Genomic DNA, 18,259 nt, shown 5'->3' with positions numbered 1-18,259 from the left:
CGGTCCTCCTTAATATTCAATTTTTTCACGGGTCAGCACTTTATTGAGTACCCAGGCGATGATCAGACACTCCAGCACCATGAACACAGCAAGTGCGCTGCCGTAACCGAAGTTCTGCTTCAGGAACGCTTCCTGGAACATTTTCAGGGCAATCATGGTTGTGGAATGCAGCGGTCCGCCATTCGTCATAACATACACACTTTCAAAAGTCTTGAGCGCATAAATCACGTTCAGCACGACACAGATCCGCAGCACATCAGACAATAACGGAAGCGTGATATAACGGACGGCCTTCCAGCCGACAGCTCCGTCCAGCTTCGCGGCCTCATAGTACTGCTCTGAGATACCCTGGATACCGGCAAACAGGATCAGCATGTTATAGCCTACATAATGCCAGGTCGTTACGATCAGGACTGACAAGAGTGCCGTCTTGGTATCTCCAAGCCAGGCCTGGGCCCAACTGCCGAGGTGAGCGGCTTCCAGCAGCGTGTTCAGCATTCCGATGTTCGGATCGTAGATTTTGACCCACAGCAGACTGACCATCGTCGTTGACATGACCACCGGGAAAAAGTAAATATTGCGGAACCATTTGCGTCCCTTCATTTTGCGGGAGACCAGCAGCGCCAGGCCGAACGAGAGCGGAAGCTGGACGAACACGCCCGTCAGCAGGAAAGCCACACTGTTCCATACCGCCTTCCAGAAGCTTTTATCTGCGGTGAACATCTTGGTGTAATTGTCCAGGCCTACAAAGGCCATAGGGTTAATCCCGTCCCACTCCTGGAAGCTGTAATACGCCGTCATGAGGATCGGCACGAAATAGAAGACCAGAAATATGGTTAAGCCGGGCACTAGAAACAAAGCGATTAATTTCTTATCCGAGAGCGCTCTTTCCATCACTATCCACCTATCAGAGTGCAGAAAAGCGATGCGGTCCATGAGACTGCATCGCCTTTCCCCTATTATATTTGTAAAACCTGTCTTACTCTGCCGAACGGAGCAAGGTTTCCAGCTGCGCAGTGTATTCCTCAGGCGTCAGATTGCCGCCATAGAGCTGCTGCGTCATATCGCGGTATTCCTGACCTGTATCTGCCGACAGCAGGCCGAACCACATTGCCTGGGTTTTGGCCGTTTTGCTGATATCCGTAGCATAAGCGGAGAGCTGCTCATTCTGCGACTCCGACTTCACTTCGCTGGCGGCATATCCCGGCAGGCCTTTGCGTACGAACTCATCATTCAGCTTGAGGGACAGCTTAATGGCGAATTCCTTGGCTTTGTCCAGGTGCTTGGAGCTGTTGTTCACGAACAAGGAGTAAGGTGCCGCCGAGTTCTGGAAGCCGATCGTTGCACTGTAGACATCCTCTGCACCCGTCTTCGGGAATGCGATATATCCGAGGTTATCACCCATGGCCTTCGACAGCGCGCCGAAGTTGAAGCTGCCGTCAATCCAGATCAGCGCCTTATCGTTCTTGAACAGCTCCTGGGCATCCAGGTAAGCCGAGCCGAGGAAGCCCTTCTGGAAGGCATTGCTGCTTACCAGGGTGGCTACCTGCTTCGCTGCATCTACAAATGGAGCATCTGTAAACTTCGCATCGCCCTTAATCGCATTGTCGAAGGCGTTAACGTCCTGACGCGCTACGAGCATGTTGTACAGCAGATCGCCCTGCCATCTTTCCTTGCCGCCGAGGGCGATAGGGATGATCCCTTTAGCTTCGGCCTTGGTTACAAGCGCCTGAAGATCGTCCCAGGTTGCCGGAGGCGTAGCGCCCAGATCGCTCATCAGCTTTTTGTTATAGTAGAAGACCAGGGTTGTACTGATGTTGGAAGGAACGGAATAGATATTGCCGTCTTCCTCCTTCACCAGCTGGTTGTCCAAAAATTTCGCACCAAGTCCCGTGGAATCCAGGGTATCGTTCAGCGGTGCTACCGTTTTTGATTGCAGTACAGGTGTCCGGTAGGACTTCCCGGCATGCTGCTGGAAGACATCCGGCAGCTCATTGGCAGCCAGTGCAACACTGATTTTGGTCTTGTAGGTCTCGTCTTGTATGTACTCATAGTTCAAATCCACGCCGACTTCCGCTGCGGTAGCCTCGGCAGCAGCCTGATACATCGGATCTGCATCGAACATCCATAAGGAGACAGATTCCTTGCCTTCCGCCGGTTTCGCATCCTGATTCTGAGTTGCCCCTTCGTTACCATTGGCTCCTCCGCAAGCACTAAGCACTACACTGCTGAGCGCGATGGATGCTGCAACTACCCCAAGCTTTTTTCCGAACATTTGTGTTGGACCACCTTTCAATATTTCGGGTTTTGACTTACAGGTATCATCTTAACAAGTGAACCGCCGTGCACGAATGGAGATATATTGGTTCTAACAGTAAAATTTTTAGGTATGTCAGATTACTTTACACTTAATTTACGGAGCGTTCCCATCTTAACGGCAGCTTTACACAGGGTTAACTTTAATCAGCGAAAATGTAATCAAATGAAAAAGCCCGGCTGCAAAACACCGGACTCTGAGTATAGCTGCTCTTTATATATCCGAATAGGAACCGCTGTAGACGGTATTCGGGGTCATGCCGTAGCGTTTCTTGAAGCATTTGCTGAAATAAAAAGGATCTTTATACCCCACCTGGCGCGCTATGGTGGCAATCTTGGGAGCCGGTGCTTCCTCCCCGGAGCTCCCCTGGCTGAGCAGCTTCATAGCCTCGCCAAGACGGACATTCGTCACATATTCCACAAAAGACTCGCCGGTCTCCTTCTTGAACGCATGGCTTAAATAGCTCGGGTTCACAAACAGGGCGCTGGCCGTACTCTGGAGTGACAATGTATCCTCGGCGTAATGTGCCGTCACATAGGCGATGGTCTTGCTGATTAAGGCAGTGCCGCTGCTCTGCCGCTTCTGCGCACGGGCATCGCCTGCCTGCGGCTCCTGCACATCCCCGGCTTTGATTCTGAGCCGGTTGATGTAGCGCTCTGCCTCCCACTTCTCAGTCAGCTGCGTCCGGATCGTGCGGAGGGCCTGTTCGACAGCATCCTCATCAACAGGCTTCAGCAGATAATGGTCTGCGCCAAGCGATATAGCCTGCTGCGCATAAGAGAAATTATCGTAGCTGGTGATAAAAATCAGCTTGGCCGCCGAATTCAGCTTACGGACTTCCCCAATGAATTCAAGCCCGTTCATATTCGGCATCTCAATATCCGTAATGATGAGATCGATTGGCTGCTCCCCGATGATCTGCAATGCGGCCGTGCCGTCATCCGCTTCTGCGGCGACCTCGAACCCGGCGGCCTCCCAGTCCACCAGACGGATCAGGAGCTGCCTGAAATAATATTCGTCATCCACAATCAGGACGCGGGCTACCGGTGCTGTACTCATAGTCTGACTGTCCCCTCTTCCTGTTCGTTCGTCTGCATAAGCAGCGGCAAGCGCAGCTTCACTTCTACGCCCTGGCCTGGCTCAGAGGTCAGAGAGATTCCGTAGACCCCGCCGAAACGCAGGCGGATGCGGTCCTGAATGTTTCGGAGTCCGAAGCTGTACCTCTCCGCACTGTCATGCCCGGACCAGATCAGCCGCTGTTGCTCTTCGCTCATGCCTTTGCCGTTGTCGCGGACGGTGAAGCAGAGCCGGCTCTGTCCATTCGTGGTCTCCGCTTCGCAGGTAATTTCACACCAGCCTTCGTCCGCCATCCCTCTAATGCCATGGTGGATCGCATTCTCGACCAGTGGCTGAAGCAGCATGGTCGGCACCAGGCAGGACTCCAGCCCCGGCTCGAACCCTATCCGGTAGTTCAGCTTAGGAAAACGGATCTGCTGAATATACAGGTAGCTCTCCAGATGCTTCTGCTCCTGGGCCACGGTAATGAGCTCCTGTCCGTTGCTAAGTGATATCCGGTAGAACTCACCCAGCGCCTTCAGCATCTTGCTGATGTCCTTCGCCCCCGACATCACCGCCATTGCACGGATCGTATCCAGTGTATTGTACAGGAAATGCGGCTTGATCTGCGAATAGAGCAGCCGCAGCTCCAGCATCCGTTTGGTCCTCTCTTCCGTCTCCACCTGGACCATCAAGCCCTGGATGCGCTCCACCATTTCATTGAAGTTAGCTCCGAGCCGCCCGACCTCATCCTCAGAATCGGCGGCGGCGCGCCGCTCCAGATTCCCGCTGCCCACTTCGACAATCACCTCGCTAAGCTGGCTGAGCGGCCGGGTCAGCCGGCGGGCGAACAGAATAGACAGAAGCACGGCCGACAGGATGCTGATCAGGCTGAACCCGGCCAGCAGCAGAGCGATTTTCCAGTACCCGTAGGTTAGCTCCGATATCGTCACCAGCTGGACTACCTTCCAGTCATAGGGAGCAAGACTCTGCATGGATACTAAATAACGGTCTCCGGCGACCTCCTGGGTCCGGGTCCCTTGAGAGACTGACTTGACCCAATTCGTGAGGGATTCCTCCGGGACCGGCTGGTTCACCCTTGTGGCTTCATTCGCAGAGATGATTCTTCCATACCGGTTAATGACCAGCGTAGCGCTCTGCGGGTTCTGTTCATTATGATAGAGGCGGGCAAGTGTCCGCTCGTCAATGTTGACATAGATATAGCCAAGCGGGGTCCCCTTCTCCATGCTCTTAATGACCCTGCCCACACTGATCATATTCTTATGCTTCATCCCGGACAGAAAAGCAGGCGTCAGCGAATCTGCCCAGACCGCCCCGCCTCTGGCTGCATCGATCTCCGCTTTGGGATAGATGCCAAGACGCTCCCGGGTCACGCCGGTCAGATTGGAGGTGTAATAGAGATTGCCGCTCAAGGATTCTATAATTACGGAATCAATATTCGGCTCGGTTACTAGCATCGCTGCAAGTGTATTGTAGATCGACTTCAGTGCAGCAACATCATTGCCGGTACCGGTATCGCTGCTGAGCAGCTTCTGGGTGTCCTGATTGATCAGCACGAACTTGGTGAAATTCTGGACCGACTGGAACACCGTCTCCATCGACTGCTTGACCAGCCTCACTTCCTGCTGTGAGCTTGCCGTGGTTCTCTCCAGGGTCTGATTGAAGACAATCCGCTGAATGCTGACCATGAAAATCACCAGTGCCAGCAGGACAATCAGGAGGTTGCTTAGCAGAATCTTCCGCCGCAGCGGCATACTTCCGCTGAATAGAAAGGGCATATACGCCCTTAACCTCTTCAAGAGGGATGGATATGGCATGAACCGCTTCATCGTTCCCTCCGTTACATGTATGGTTGTACATGTATTATACACAAATTACAACAACAGAAAAGCAGCGGCTCTCCATAACTAAGAGAACTGCTGCTTGCGGGGATTTGGCTTAATCAGACTTCTAAGGTATCATTCACAATCTCATTCAGCTTCTTCAGCTCGCTCGCCATCGGCGTAATCACTGACCGGACCTTATGGGCCAGCGGCTTGCCGAGAATATACTTGCTGAAGTTCTCCAGTGTACCCGACGGGCTCAGATCGAGCAGCAGCTGCGGCCCGCCGGCAGTCAGACCCTCCAGGGCTGTGCGGAAATTCATCGGCTTCCTCACCACATCCCACAGGAAGGATTCATCCACCGTCTGCACATTCTCCCCGGTCATGGCCGATACCAGTGTCACTCCCGGAGCAGGTGTCTTGTAATCGATCTTTTGCATATATGTACGGTAAGGCTTCTCCAGTTCATCGATGAATGCGGAATGGAAGGCGTAGTTCACAGGCAGCTTCAGACTGGCTACGCCCTGTGCTCTGAGGAACTGCTGGATTTCGCCGGTATGCCCGCTTCTGCAGGCGATGGTGAAGTGCTTGTCGAAATTCACTGCGATCAGCTCGGAGCGGGTGTTCAGCTCGGCGTTCCGGTGATAGAGCTGCACATGATCCAGAACAGCAATCATCGCGCCGTTGTCGCAGGTATCCTCTAGCAGCCGTACTTGCGTCACAATCAGCTCCAGCACCTGTTCAGGCGTCAGCACCTTAGCCACCGCCAGCGCAACATACTCCCCGAGACTGACTCCCAGCGTGTAGCGTGGGGTGATTCCCTCAGCTTCCAGAGTCTCCGCGAGCGCGTATTGCACCATGAAGATTGCAGGATGGGAAAAGACAATATTATCGAAGCTGGCGCCCTTACCTCGTGAGTTCTGATACAGCTCTTCAATCACGCTCTTGCCGGTCAGCTGATGAACAATCCGGTCCAGGCGTTCCAACGATTGCCGGAATACCGGCTGCTTCCCGAACAATTCAAGCCCCATTTTATTATATTGCGAGCCTTGCCCGGAGAACATAAATACGATTTCGCTGTGCATTTCCGTCCCCCCTGATTGTAGAGCGGCTTATTTGAAATCAAGCAGTCGGGCATTATTCTTACGGTTCCTGAATTTCACAAAATGATTGATATCATCAATCTGGAAATACAGATTATTTTTGTAGAGATAGCTCATCTCTTTGCCGGGCGGATCGCCGAAGGAATGTCCCGGGTATACCCGGGTGCTGGGAGGAATCAGCCGGATGAGCCGGTGGATGCTGTTGAACATATCCTCAGCCGAGCCTCCGCTACTGTCGCATAAGCCGCAGCCTTCAATAAATACCGTATCCCCGGAGAACAGATGGTCTTGCCCCCAGTAACAGACACTTCCCTGCGTATGGCCGGGTGTTACAAGACAGGTAATCCGTGAATCACCGATCCGAATGAGGTCCATGTCCTCGACGGTACGGAGCCGGTTGCAGCGGTATTTATAGTAATCTGCCTCGGTTTTGGAGATGTAGACAGTAGGACGATAGAGCAGTTCAAGCTTCTTCACCATATTGGTATGATCAAAATGAGAGTGGGTCAGCAGAACAGCCGTGACTGTGGCCTCATGCGAATCCAGAATACGGATCATCTGCGATACATCCCAGGATGGATCAACTACAAAAGCTTTGCGGGAAGTCTTGTCAATACCGAGATAAGCGTAGTTCAGGAAATTCATGCAATGCGTTTTAATCGTAAACAGATCATAGGTTGCTTCCATGCCCGCCTCCTTGAAGATTTGATAGATCTAATTTCCATTATTTATAGGACGAATCTACTAAATTATCATCTACTTTTTCACGAACTGTCAATGAATGTTATTGCTTCCATAGCAAAAAGCCTGCAACCTAGCATTGCAGACTTTTCCAGGATTATTCTCTTTAAGCAGGATACCCGCCCCCTGGCGGTGGCCACGCACCTTGCAGACGGCGGAGCAGAACAATCTCTCCCAGATGGTAGGAGTTATGGGAGGCGATATTGCGTAGCAGCCCGCCCTTGGTCTCCCCGGGAAAATGGGCTAATGGCTCGTCAAGCTTGGCGCTCTGAGCGATAGCAACCGCCTTATCGACACCTTGCAGCAGATGCGCGATGGCCTCCTGAAGCTGGGACTCTTCTGCTGGGGCCTTCTCCGCAGGCCAGCTCTCCTGTACGCTTGTAGGCCGCTGAGGCTGGCCGCCCTCCAGGTGGGTCAGCATGAAATCCTGCCAGAAGCCCATGTGCTTCACCAGCTGATAGATGGAGTAAGGAATTCCTTCTATTGTATAACCTGCAAGCTCCAGCGTCAGATCCGGCAAGGCCCGGGCGATCGGAATATGCCCGCGCTCTCCCACCAGAGATTTCACCAGTGCTTGACCAAAAGCATGATTGGATTCGGACATCAGTATGCTCCTCCTATTAATTGCGCGAAATATAATTTACCGAAATTCAATATAGCCGGATTCTAACGCTTTGTCAATAAGCATCCGCCTGTACCTTAAACATCTGGAAGTAATGTCCCTGAAGGTTCATCAGTTCATCGTGAGGACCAGCTTCAAGAATACGGCCAGCTTCCATATAATAGATGCAATCCGAGTCTCTTACGGAGGACAGCCGGTGCGAAATTACGATGACAGTGCGGTTCATTGCAGCTTTGTCCATCAATTGCATCCACTTGTATTCTGAGATGGAATCTAATGCACTTGAGGGTTCATCTAGAACCAACACAGAATGATCTCTGTACAGTGCGCGGGCCAATGCCACTTTTTGATTTTGACCGCCAGATAGAATGATCCCCTCCTCTGAGAATTCTTTGGTTAGCTCAAGCTCTATCTTGCTCTTATCCTTTAGAAATAAAGAGAAATCTATGTTGTCCAATATATCGATCAGTTTGTCAATCTCTTCTGCTGTAGGGTTAGACTCAAACAGAATATTCTCAATCAGTGAACAAGCATAGCTATTATGATCCTGAAACACGGTATCGAACTTAGACAGGTATTCTTGTTTATTGAAATTTCTAATATCCGCTCCTTTAAATTCTATTGAACCTTTGGTGACGTCGTATAGACGCATCATAAGCTTGATTAACGTACTTTTCCCTGCACCATTCTTACCTACAATCGCTATTTTCTGTCCAGCTTTAATGGCAATGTTTATATTGCTCAGAACATCGGACTGATTATTATAGCTAAACGACACATTAGTCATTTGAAGAAGATAAGGTGATAAATTGGCCTGCGGAATCCCGGAATTCCCGTCTGTTACCTTGTTTCTATAGTTGCAAAAGGTACGGAATCTTTCTATGTATATGTTATGCTCCTGAAATGCCTGGATTCTCTCTATAATCTTGCCGAGATTGCTGCTCATAAGCGCAACAGCTTCTTTAATCGCGATAAAATCTCCTGCGCTAAGTGTCTGGGTAACGACGATTTTATATATGAGGTATAGCAAGATCAAAGTGTTATTAATATGAGTAAAGGCATCACTAACTAAGTACAATTTCGTAAACCGGTTACTGAATTTTTTATAGAGTTCAATTATATTTTCAACACCCTCTAGAAACAGGTCTTTAAGCACTACATGAATATTGGTTATACGAATATCAAGGGCATTGTCACGAAGATAACTGGTCCGGAGCACATAATCCATTTTTCTTTTTTCGGGGATGATAGCATGGGTTCGCTCTATTCGGGCCTTGATCATCCTTGTTCTGACAAACGAATCTCCAAGAATAGGAATAGCAACAAACAGCAAGATTAGAGGATCACTAGTCAAAATAAAAATTCCGGAAAATGTTATGGAGAAAATCGTTTGGCTCAGTTGAAATAAACTATTTAAGAAGAAAATCGGCCTTGTGGAGCTTTCTTCTACAGAGTAGATATATTGGTTGTAGTAATCCGTATCGTCATAGCAATTGATGTCTACCTCATTAGCCTTCTTGAAAGCAACATGTTGAAACCCGGAAATGATGATAGGATCAGAACGTTTTATGTAATATTCCCAGGCAGAATCGTAAACAAGTTTAATGGTTTTGAAGCCAACTACAATAGAAATCATAATGATAATTCGTCTGAAGTCAAAATTATTCATTAAAGCATCTAAGATTACTTTGATGGCATACACCTTAATGAACCAAGTGTCAAAAGCAACAAATAATGCGGTAAGAATTAGGCCCGGTATTCTGACCCAGTCATATACGAAAATTGATTTCAGGTAAAATATGCTATTGCTAAGAGAAAATTTCTTGCTCATTCTATTTCACCTCCAGCCCTGTGTTACAGGTACTTTTCTGCTTGAAGTCTATAGAGTTCTGAATATTTCCCTTCCTGACTCATGAGCTGTTCATGTGAACCGCTCTCCATGACCGTGCCTCCATCAATCAAATAGATCTTATCCGCTGATTTGGCGGCTGTTAACCGATGGGAAATAATGATAATCGTCTTATCATGGAAATGTTCTAAAATGTGATTGAACAACTGATATTCGGTTACAGGATCTAACGAACTGGTCGGCTCATCAAGGATAATGAAATTCCTTTTACTCACAAAGATACGGGCTATAGCCATTTTTTGATATTGCCCTTTGGATAGGCTGAGGCCATCGGCACTAAATTCAGAGGTTATGTAGGTATTCAATAATTCTTCGGGCGTACGATCCAGGTTCAAATCAACCTCATGAATGGCTTGCACGATTGGCTCGGAAACAGCATTTGTAGATGTATCCGCTTTGTCCATTAGTATATTTTCCGCTACCGTACATGCATAATATTGAAAATCCTGCTGCACTACTGAGAACTGCATGCGATACTGCCGTATATCATGGTTCCGAATGGATTCCCCATTAATTGTGATCTCACCGGAGTAATGGTCGTACAGACCGAGCAATAACTTGATGATAGTGCTTTTTCCTGAACCGTTGACTCCGACCAATGCTATCTTTTCCCCTGGATTAAAACGAAGGTTAACCTTCTCTAACACCTGTTTGTCATTTGCTGCATATCCAAAGCTTACATTTTCAAAAGCGATAGTATTGCCGGTGTTTAATGGAACAGGTAATCCTTTTTGACTCTCCAAAGACTTATCCGGTTGCAAAAAGAGAAATAACTTATCTGAATACAGCTGATATTCTTTCAGTGAGGTAATGACTTCGGTCAACCCGAATAAATAGCCTGAAAAACTATATACTGCAATTGTTATAGGAATTATATTAGCAGCCGAGGTCCCGCTTTCACTGTGAATTAATGAGAATAGAAGAGCTATCATGGTTCCCCAATATAAGATGACTTCCTGATTAAAAGCTCTCAAAAATTGCAAAACGCCTGTTTTCCAGCCATACTTTTTCGTGGAGTGTAAGATTTCCTTTACCGCATTATCGTACAAATTCAACAAGATCTTCTGTATGGGATACAACCTTAGCTCTAACGCATACCTTTTCATATAAAAGATTCTTTCAACGTATTTCTTCTTTCTATTGGGCGAGAGGATGTCCTGGTCAAACTGGTATTGCGTCTTTATTAATGTAGTATTGATTAAAAAGGCAGCACAGACCGTTATAATTACTATAGCTACAAGTTCAACATGCATAACTCCAATGACTGAAACGGTTGCGATGATCCCCACTACATTCGATAACAAATTAGAGATTAACAATATGCTCCCCGTCGTTCTCTGCTCAACCTGGTTGATGGCAAAGGAAAAATCGTTAAGATAAGCTGCGTTGTCCAAGTTTTTAGTATCTGTGTGCATTATCGTATGTATTAACTTTGCAACTATTTTTTTGTGAAGAATCTGCCGGGCAACGGGATCTATTTTGCTGTAATACAAGGATGTACTTATTCCCCCAAGCATGACCACGGCTTGAATGAAGACAACAGGGATTATAATCTCCATAAAAGATTTATTTGTGCCTATACTGTTCAATACGACTTGGATTAGAATAACCGAACTCAAAAAGTTACAGAGTACACCAAATATATTATTGAAGATTGTATAGGATGACCAAAGTGGTATAGATTTATATGTTAACTTCAACATCTCTACATAGCTTCTAAACAATTCCAAGGAAGTCCCTCCGGTTCCACTTCAGACTAAACTGTAATCTTATATTGTTATTGTATTCCTTTGGTTTTTTTCAACAACCTTACAGATTATAGGCTTTCGGTTAGCACGTTCAGAAATTTGCAACATCAAAAAGCGAAACGCTTGAAGCTCCGTTCCGCTTTTTGATCTCAGGCTATGGTGTTCTATTCCAGTTAACCCTTATAAAGTACGCAGAATATTTAACAGCTCCTCCGACATTCTGCTTACTTCCTCTACAGAAGCATTAACCTCTTGCGTCAGTGCAGCCTGGGCATCGGTCAAGCTGGACATGCCGTTGATGGTGCTGATAATATGGTCGATGCGGTCATTCATCTCCTGCGTGGTTTTCTCAATATTGTTTGAAGCCATCTTGCTGTGGTCTGCGAGCTTGCGCACCTCACTTGCCACAATAGAGAAGCCCCGGCCATACTCCCCCGCATGAGCAGCTTCAATGGAAGCATTCAGCCCGAGCAGACTGGTCTGATTCGAGACCTCACTGATGAATTTGGTGATTTCTTTGGTTTCATTCGTTTTTTCTTTCACATCAACTGCAGCCTTGTAGGATTGCTCCTGGACTTCGGCGATATCCTGAGCCTGCTCTGTTACCGATACAATCCCGTGAACAATCTCGTTAATCGCAGTCAGCAAGCCTTCCATCTGCAGGTTTACCCGTCTGATTGTATCCTCTTTATTGATTTCCTGCGTAATATCACGAATCGTTCCTGCTACCCGCAGAGGGATACCCTGCTCGTCCCGGATCGTTTCACCGCCTGCGTGATACCAGCGATACTCGCCATTTTTGGAGCGCAACCGGTAGTTCACTGTATAGTCCGTCTGCCCGGTGTAATCATTCAGATGATTGGCGAAGGCGTCCAGCGTGGGCTGAAGATCCTCGGGGTGTAGCTGGTTGCTCCAGCTGCTTAACAGGTTCGGGAAATCATGCTCGCCTTCAAAACCAATCGTTCGGCGGAATTGCTCCGACCACCAGAACTCATTATCCGGGTTGACCGGATCGCCTGCGATAACCACCATATCCCAAGGTGCTTCCACCAGGGCGCGGTTCACCAGATCATAGCGGACCACCAGTGCGCCCAGCTGGTCCTGCTTGATTTTTTTATCATGAATATCCAGCAAGGCTCCGGCTACCATAATAGGTGATCCGTCAGCGGCACGTACGGTTGTGCCCGTCGCCTGGAACCATTTGTACTCGCCTGCTTTCGTCTTGAGCCGGTATTCAATGTCGTATTTGATCGTGCCCGTCCGGTCCAGCATATGATCCGAGAACAGCTGCAGTACGCCCTCTTTATCCTCGGGATGAAGGCAATTGGACCAGCTCTCCAGCACATTGGGGAAATCATGCTCATCCGTATAGCCGATCATCCGGCGCAGCTCATCGGTCCACCTGAACTCATTGAGCGGATTCACCGGATCCCCCTCATACACATCCATTTCCCACAGGGAGATCTCAATCGCTTCAGTGATCATATTTAATCTGACCTTATAGTAATCCTCGCGTTTATGTATCACGGATGACAGGCGCTTCAACAAACCGAGCAGTTCATCTGAATTAGAGGAAAAATATGTATCGGACTGCTCCTCCTCTTGGCGTTCGGCCAACTCAACATACTGTTGTAAGGCATCGATCAGCTTACGTTCGGCTTGCGGCGCATCACCTTGTGGGGCTTGGGCGGCGTTTCCTTTGAATCGGTTCAGTAATGGCATGTGGTCTCAGTTCTCCTCATCTCGTGGTGTGCTCTGCTTGGGAAAGCTAGAATGAGTATATAACACGCATGAGATTTAATATATAAATTTATATTTAAAATTCAATATAAAACAGCGGCAGAATAAGACTTGACAAAAAGCCTCAGACTGCCGCTGTTATTTGACTGACGTTTTGCATTTTCTTAAAAATTTTCGAAGAAATCTAATCCACTTGGGCTCGTATGCTTCGCTAATTGGAATCCCTTTATAATAAATATTATAAGGGTCCATTCTCCATAGCTTTAAAAGTCCTGAAGGAACATCATGCTTATTTACAGGTGAACTAGGATCTGCTTTGAAAAAATACTCATTACATGCAATACAGTACTGCTTTATTTTCCAGATTAGAACATGTTTTCTTTGGATCAGGGAAACAGTTGGATTTTCTACACTTGCTGATGGACGGTTAGGCCCTAGTACGATAGTAGTTGGAGAAAGGGCCCTTAATTTTTCATATTTTCTACTGAGCAGCGAGACTGAAGCAATTTAGTTGTACAATTTCCACTTGCTTCCTCCGTTTCTGCCAAAAGCAACTGAACAAGATACGTTTATCCACCTACTTGCTGCCAGGTAATATCTACTAAAAAGAAAATACCAAAAAGGCACCTCGCTGACGAGGCACCTTACCTTGAATGTGAGATTATAGATTGTTGAGCTATACTGGATGGCCGGAGAAGATGCGCTTAAGCCTCCAGCTCCTCCGGGGTCCAGTGCAGCTGAACACCGAGCGCAATCAGTTGCTGCTGATAGGCCTCTAGATGCTCTGCCGATTCCCTGACCGCCGCCGGCTCCATCTGCTGCCTGATGGCATAGGCCGCGAGGGTGCCCGCAGCTTCGCCGATATTCCATTCCGTAGGATGCAGCCGGTAGCAGCCGTTGGCGATTTGGGTCATGGAGATGTTCTTGCAAGCCGGGAGCAGGTTCTTGACCCGTACCGGGATCAATGATCCGAGAGGAATCTCGTAAGGATGATTCGGGATATAAAAGGTCCGCTGGCTTACGGTTGTGGGATGAAGGTCCAGATGATAGCTGCCTACGCCCACACTGTCCTCATAACGCTTCGGCCCCTCCGGCCCGCGCAGCTCTTTGCTTACATCTTGCTCTGCTATTGTGTACATCCCGCGGATGCGCCGGGATTCCCGGATATAAGGGGCCTTGGCCAGCCCGTCTTCTGTGCCGAGCACATCTCCGCGCAGGCGCACGCCCGGGTAGCCCTGCCCGCCGTCCAGGCGGGGCGCTTCGGTCTGGAGCCAATACACGAGTGAGAGGGTAAGCTGTCTCGCTCCCTCCAAATGCCGCTCCCGTTCCTCCGGTGATACGCCGATAATTGACCCGGCATAGTAATCGTTCAGTGCCCAGTTCAGCAGAGTGACTTCGCCGTCATTCAGCGGCTCCGTCCAGATGGCCGGGTCCACGATCCGCCGGTAATCCCACAGGGAGATAATCCCCTGCTCATTCGGGAACATTGTGAACTGCTTCAGCTTGCTAGTATCGTCTGCATCTGAAGCGAACCAGCTTAAGATCGGATACTGCGAGAACGATGGGACATATTCGCGCCAGTAAACATAATCTCTTGGACGCGGGATTGTATAGTCTCCACCTGGCACATAGTCCACCGCCGCCACGTGGGTAATCGACTGCATGTCGAGCGGGTCTGCAGCCTCCAGGGCGTGCGGCTCCCCTGTCTCACTGCGGGCTTCAGCGCCGCTGACATGCTCCACTCCGGCCAGCGGCAGCAGATCGCCACATTCCGTGGCGTCCAGATAATAGTCGCCGCGCAGCCTGAAAAGCTTACCGCCCGTTCCCTGCCGGACGGTCACTCCAGTAACGTAATCTCCTTCAGTATCGGCAGCGACCGGCACCGTATGATAGAGCACCTCGATCCGCCCGGTGTTCACATATGGGGCCAGCATCTCCTGCAGAACAGCCAGTGCTACCTTTGGCTCATGTGCCAGCCGGCTGACCCAACCGTTGCCGGGATTCAGTATAGAATTGCTCCTGGCAGCTTCCGTAAGCGGATAATTCCGCCTGTAATACTCCCTGACTCTGCTGCGGAACTCCCGGTAAGACGCGGTACTGCCCGATTCCTCAATCCAGCGGTGCTCATCCGGCGGCACGGCCTGGGAGGTCAATTGCCCGCCCAGCCAGTCCGTCTCCTCTGTCACAAGCACGCGCAGTCCTGCCTTGGCTGCGGCCAGCGCTGCCGCCGTTCCTCCAAGTCCGCCGCCGATAATTACTACATCCGAATGCTTCTCCTGTTCACCAGCCATCTCTCTGTCTCCTCCCTGCCGCAGCAGTTAGATCTGTCTTTCGCCTTCGTCCCGGCGCAGCCGTTCCAGAGCCAGCCGGGCCGCGCCGAAGCAGCCTGCCCGGTTGCCCAGCTCCGCTGGCACGATCCGGGCGGCCAAACTGCCGCCCGCCTGCCCGGCCAGCAGCGGCCACCAGACCGCACGGCTCTGAATGACCCCGCCGCCGATAATAATCCGCTCGGGGTCTACCGCCGCCCCGATGTTAGCTGTCACCAGCGCAAGATCCGCTGTGAAGCGCTCCAGCACCGCCAGCGCTGACGCGTCGCGCTGCTCCGCCGCCGCCATAATCTCCCGCCCGTGCGCATACGCCCGGCCGGTCTCCTCCAGTGCCAGACGCAGCAGCGCCTGGCCGGACACATATTGCTCCGCGCAGCCGCGCTTGCCGCAATTACAGGGGCGACCTCCCGGCACCAGCACGCTGTGCCCCCAGTCGCCACCGCTCCAGGCGGCTCCGCGCAGCAGCCGGCCTTCCGCCAGATTAGCCCCTCCGACCCCGGTGCCCAGGGTCAGCATAACGAGGCTCGACCTGCCGCGCCCCGCGCCCAGCCAGGCCTCGCCCAGCAGCGCCGCGTTGGCATCGTTATCGGCCGCCGCAGGCCGACCGAACGCAGCCGTTGCCCACTGCGTAAGCTGCATCCCCTGCCAGCCGGGCAGATTATCGGTGGCGTAGACCACCTCGCCCGTATCCGCATTTACCCTGCCCGCCGAGCCAATCCCCAGCGCTTCCACCGCAGGATGGCCAGCCAGCAGTTCCTCCACCAGGCTGTGGAGCTGGCCGAGAATAACCTCCCGGCCCAGCCGGGCCTCCGTGTCGCGTCCGGCTTCCGCGAGAATCGTCCCCGCTTCATCGGTTACAAGCCCTTTGATGCCTGTCCCTCCGATATCCACGCCTATGACTTGCCGCATTCGCGCCACCTCCACTACTCTTCGCGCTAGCACATTGTATGCTGTTTTTCACATACATTTGCCCACGCACACCCGCGTTGGTAGAATGTATGCTGTTTTTCACATACATTCGCCCGTCTGCCCTCGAAACAGCAAATTGTATGCTGTTTTTCGCATATACTTGCCCCACTTGCCCTCGCACCAGCCGAATGTATGCTGTTTTCCGTATACATTGGCCCGTCTGCCCTCGCACCAGCAAATTATATGCTGTTTTCCGCATACATTCGCCCGTCTGCCCTCACACCAGCACCTCAGCCCCCGCCCATCCCTTAACCGTTACACGATACATCACATACCATCACTTCATTTCCCCCGCACCCTAGTAAATCCGGTCAATAACCGCCCGGGCGGTTACCTCCTTCATCCGCTTGGTCTCTTCGGCATGGAGCTGCTCCAGTCCCTGGCAGAGCAGGTCGATAATGAACAGCTGGGAGACCTTCGCCCCTACGGAGCCGCCTTCCAGCGGGGATTCCTTCCCGGCCGTCAGCAGCACAATGTCGGCAATGGAAGCAATCGGGGACTTGGCATAGTTAGTCATGGCAATGACTTTGGCCCCGTTCTGCTTGGCCTTCATCAGCATGTCATTCGTATCCAGTGTGCTGCCTGATACACTGATGCCAAATGCCACATCGCCCGCCCCCATCGTCACTGCCATCATCGACTGAATATGGCTGTCGGAATTGGCTTCGACACGCCGCCCGATCCGCAGGAAGCGGTTCTTGGCGTCCAGTGCCGTGATCCCGGAAGAGCCTACGCCGAAGAACTGGACATACCGGGCCTGATCCAGAGCGTCTACCGCCTGCTGCAGCTGCTCCCGGTCCAGCATCCCGAGACTGGATTGCAATACACCAACCATTAAGTCATACAGGTGGTCGGCGTAATCCCCTCCGCCTGCCCCCTGCTCGCCATCCGCCAGAGTCTGCCGCTTCGGCAGGCCCTGGGCCAGCATCAGCTTGAAATCCTGATAGCCCTTGAAGCCGATTTTGCGGCAGAAGCGCATCACCGTGGTCTCGCCCGTTCCGGCAAAATCCGCCAGCTCAGTCACAGACAGATAGATCAGATTATCCGGATGCTCAAGCACACACCGGGCTACCTTTTGCTCAGACTTGGTCATGGACGGGTAATACGTGTTGATCCGGTCATTCATTTCCATTACGGTTCATCCTCACTTTTCTCGCCGCTGCTGCGAACGGCCGGGTGATCAGCTGCGGCCGGGTAATTGCGGAGCCTACCACCACCGCATAGGCCCCCAGGTTCAGCGCTGCCTCCACTTGGCCGGGCTGGCTGATCCGGCCTTCGGCAATGACCGGAATCTTCAGCCGCTGTGCAGCCTGCTCCAGCAACTCCAGATTCGGCCCTTCCTGCTGACGGGAATACGGTGTATATCCCGACAAGGTGGTCGAGACGCAGCTGACTCCAAGCGATTCAGCGTATAGCGCTTCCTCCAGAGTGGAGATATCCGCCATGGAAGCCGCCGGGCTTGCCGTGAGCAGGTCTATGATCTGCTCCAGCGTACAATTCCCCGGCCGGGTCTGCCGGGTCCCGTCAAAGGCTATAATATCCGCCCCCGCTTCCAGCAACTCCTCAGTCTCTCTAAGCGTAGGGGTAATATAGACGTCCGAATCCGGGTAGTTGCGCTTCACGATGCCGATCACCGGCAGCGCAACTGCCTGCTTGATCGCGCGCACATCTGCCGCCCCGTTCGCCCGGATGGCGATGGCCCCGCCTTCCGCTGCCGCCACCGCCATCCGGGCCATAATCTCCGGCCCGTGCAGCGGCTCGTCAGGCAGCGCCTGGCAGGATACAATCAGCCCCAGATGCAGTTTTTCCAGTATATTTTTGCTCAGGGTCCCCACCCTCTCTCCTTATATTATATATAAATTGAACTTGCTACCGCTCCTACA

Annotated in this window: 14 protein-coding genes; all 14 read right to left on the bottom strand. The window is 51.0% G+C overall.

Annotation, left to right across the window (positions count from 1 at the left end):
* Positions 1-9 precede the first annotated feature (9 nt).
* A complete protein-coding gene (locus MKY86_RS14820) occupies positions 10-894 on the bottom strand; it encodes a carbohydrate ABC transporter permease (protein ID WP_076075344.1) in 885 nt (294 codons plus the stop codon).
* A gap of 85 nt (positions 895-979) precedes the next feature.
* Entirely contained in the window at positions 980-2,275 is a 1,296-nt protein-coding gene (locus MKY86_RS14815) for an ABC transporter substrate-binding protein (protein ID WP_036726929.1), read from the bottom strand.
* Positions 2,276-2,530: 255 nt separating this feature from the next.
* A complete protein-coding gene (locus tag MKY86_RS14810) occupies positions 2,531-3,376 on the bottom strand; it encodes a response regulator transcription factor (RefSeq protein ID WP_076075346.1) in 846 nt (281 codons plus the stop codon).
* Entirely contained in the window at positions 3,373-5,172 is a 1,800-nt protein-coding gene (locus tag MKY86_RS14805; RefSeq protein ID WP_076075349.1) for a cache domain-containing sensor histidine kinase, read from the bottom strand. Before MKY86_RS14805 ends, MKY86_RS14810 begins: the two co-directional genes overlap by 4 nt.
* Positions 5,173-5,336: 164 nt before the next feature.
* Positions 5,337-6,302: an acyltransferase domain-containing protein gene (locus MKY86_RS14800; RefSeq protein WP_076075351.1), complete on the bottom strand. Its 966-nt coding sequence runs from the start codon at positions 6,300-6,302 to the stop codon at positions 5,337-5,339.
* A 27-nt stretch (positions 6,303-6,329) separates the two neighbouring features.
* Entirely contained in the window at positions 6,330-7,007 is a 678-nt protein-coding gene (locus MKY86_RS14795; RefSeq protein WP_036726939.1) for an MBL fold metallo-hydrolase, read from the bottom strand.
* 160 nt (positions 7,008-7,167) lie between these two features.
* The gene (locus tag MKY86_RS14790) at positions 7,168-7,665 is read right to left on the bottom strand and encodes a DinB family protein (protein ID WP_076075354.1); all 498 of its coding nucleotides are present in this window, start codon (positions 7,663-7,665) and stop codon (positions 7,168-7,170) included.
* Positions 7,666-7,738: 73 nt separating this feature from the next.
* Positions 7,739-9,514: an ABC transporter ATP-binding protein gene (locus MKY86_RS14785; RefSeq protein WP_076075356.1), complete on the bottom strand. Its 1,776-nt coding sequence runs from the start codon at positions 9,512-9,514 to the stop codon at positions 7,739-7,741.
* A 23-nt stretch (positions 9,515-9,537) separates the two neighbouring features.
* The gene (locus MKY86_RS14780) at positions 9,538-11,322 is read right to left on the bottom strand and encodes an ABC transporter ATP-binding protein (protein WP_076075359.1); all 1,785 of its coding nucleotides are present in this window, start codon (positions 11,320-11,322) and stop codon (positions 9,538-9,540) included.
* Positions 11,323-11,520: 198 nt separating this feature from the next.
* Positions 11,521-13,062, bottom strand: a complete 1,542-nt coding sequence (locus MKY86_RS14775; protein WP_076075362.1) for a methyl-accepting chemotaxis protein — start codon at positions 13,060-13,062, stop codon at positions 11,521-11,523.
* 722 nt (positions 13,063-13,784) lie between these two features.
* Positions 13,785-15,371: an FAD-dependent oxidoreductase gene (locus MKY86_RS14770; RefSeq protein ID WP_076075364.1), complete on the bottom strand. Its 1,587-nt coding sequence runs from the start codon at positions 15,369-15,371 to the stop codon at positions 13,785-13,787.
* 27 nt (positions 15,372-15,398) lie between these two features.
* Entirely contained in the window at positions 15,399-16,316 is a 918-nt protein-coding gene (locus tag MKY86_RS14765; RefSeq protein ID WP_076075367.1) for an ROK family protein, read from the bottom strand.
* 358 nt (positions 16,317-16,674) lie between these two features.
* Complete coding sequence (locus MKY86_RS14760) at positions 16,675-17,508, bottom strand: MurR/RpiR family transcriptional regulator (RefSeq protein WP_076075369.1); 834 nt, start codon at positions 17,506-17,508, stop codon at positions 16,675-16,677.
* Positions 17,495-18,202: an N-acetylmannosamine-6-phosphate 2-epimerase gene (locus MKY86_RS14755; protein WP_340827820.1), complete on the bottom strand. Its 708-nt coding sequence runs from the start codon at positions 18,200-18,202 to the stop codon at positions 17,495-17,497. The genes MKY86_RS14760 and MKY86_RS14755 overlap by 14 nt, the downstream gene beginning before the upstream one ends.
* Positions 18,203-18,259 lie beyond the last annotated feature (57 nt).

The sequence above is a fragment of the Paenibacillus sp. FSL R7-0333 genome, assembly GCF_038000365.1.
Classification (GTDB): domain Bacteria; phylum Bacillota; class Bacilli; order Paenibacillales; family Paenibacillaceae; genus Paenibacillus_AQ; species Paenibacillus_AQ silagei.
Note: the sequence above shows the minus strand (reverse complement) of the source record. Positions and strands in the feature narration are given on the sequence as shown.

Excerpts from the sequence above, each read along its gene's own strand:
- MKY86_RS14805 (WP_076075349.1), bottom strand. The coding sequence starts at position 5,172 with ATGCCCTTTCTATTCAGCGGAAGTATGCCGCTGCGGCGGAAGATTCTG.
- MKY86_RS14775 (WP_076075362.1), bottom strand. The coding sequence starts at position 13,062 with ATGCCATTACTGAACCGATTCAAAGGAAACGCCGCCCAAGCCCCACAA.
- MKY86_RS14820 (WP_076075344.1), bottom strand. The coding sequence starts at position 894 with ATGGAAAGAGCGCTCTCGGATAAGAAATTAATCGCTTTGTTTCTAGTG.
- MKY86_RS14785 (WP_076075356.1), bottom strand. The coding sequence starts at position 9,514 with ATGAGCAAGAAATTTTCTCTTAGCAATAGCATATTTTACCTGAAATCA.
- MKY86_RS14800 (WP_076075351.1), bottom strand. The coding sequence starts at position 6,302 with ATGCACAGCGAAATCGTATTTATGTTCTCCGGGCAAGGCTCGCAATAT.
- MKY86_RS14765 (WP_076075367.1), bottom strand. The coding sequence starts at position 16,316 with ATGCGGCAAGTCATAGGCGTGGATATCGGAGGGACAGGCATCAAAGGG.
- MKY86_RS14770 (WP_076075364.1), bottom strand. The coding sequence starts at position 15,371 with ATGGCTGGTGAACAGGAGAAGCATTCGGATGTAGTAATTATCGGCGGC.
- MKY86_RS14815 (WP_036726929.1), bottom strand. The coding sequence starts at position 2,275 with ATGTTCGGAAAAAAGCTTGGGGTAGTTGCAGCATCCATCGCGCTCAGC.
- MKY86_RS14795 (WP_036726939.1), bottom strand. The coding sequence starts at position 7,007 with ATGGAAGCAACCTATGATCTGTTTACGATTAAAACGCATTGCATGAAT.
- MKY86_RS14810 (WP_076075346.1), bottom strand. The coding sequence starts at position 3,376 with ATGAGTACAGCACCGGTAGCCCGCGTCCTGATTGTGGATGACGAATAT.
- MKY86_RS14790 (WP_076075354.1), bottom strand. The coding sequence starts at position 7,665 with ATGTCCGAATCCAATCATGCTTTTGGTCAAGCACTGGTGAAATCTCTG.
- MKY86_RS14760 (WP_076075369.1), bottom strand. The coding sequence starts at position 17,508 with ATGGAAATGAATGACCGGATCAACACGTATTACCCGTCCATGACCAAG.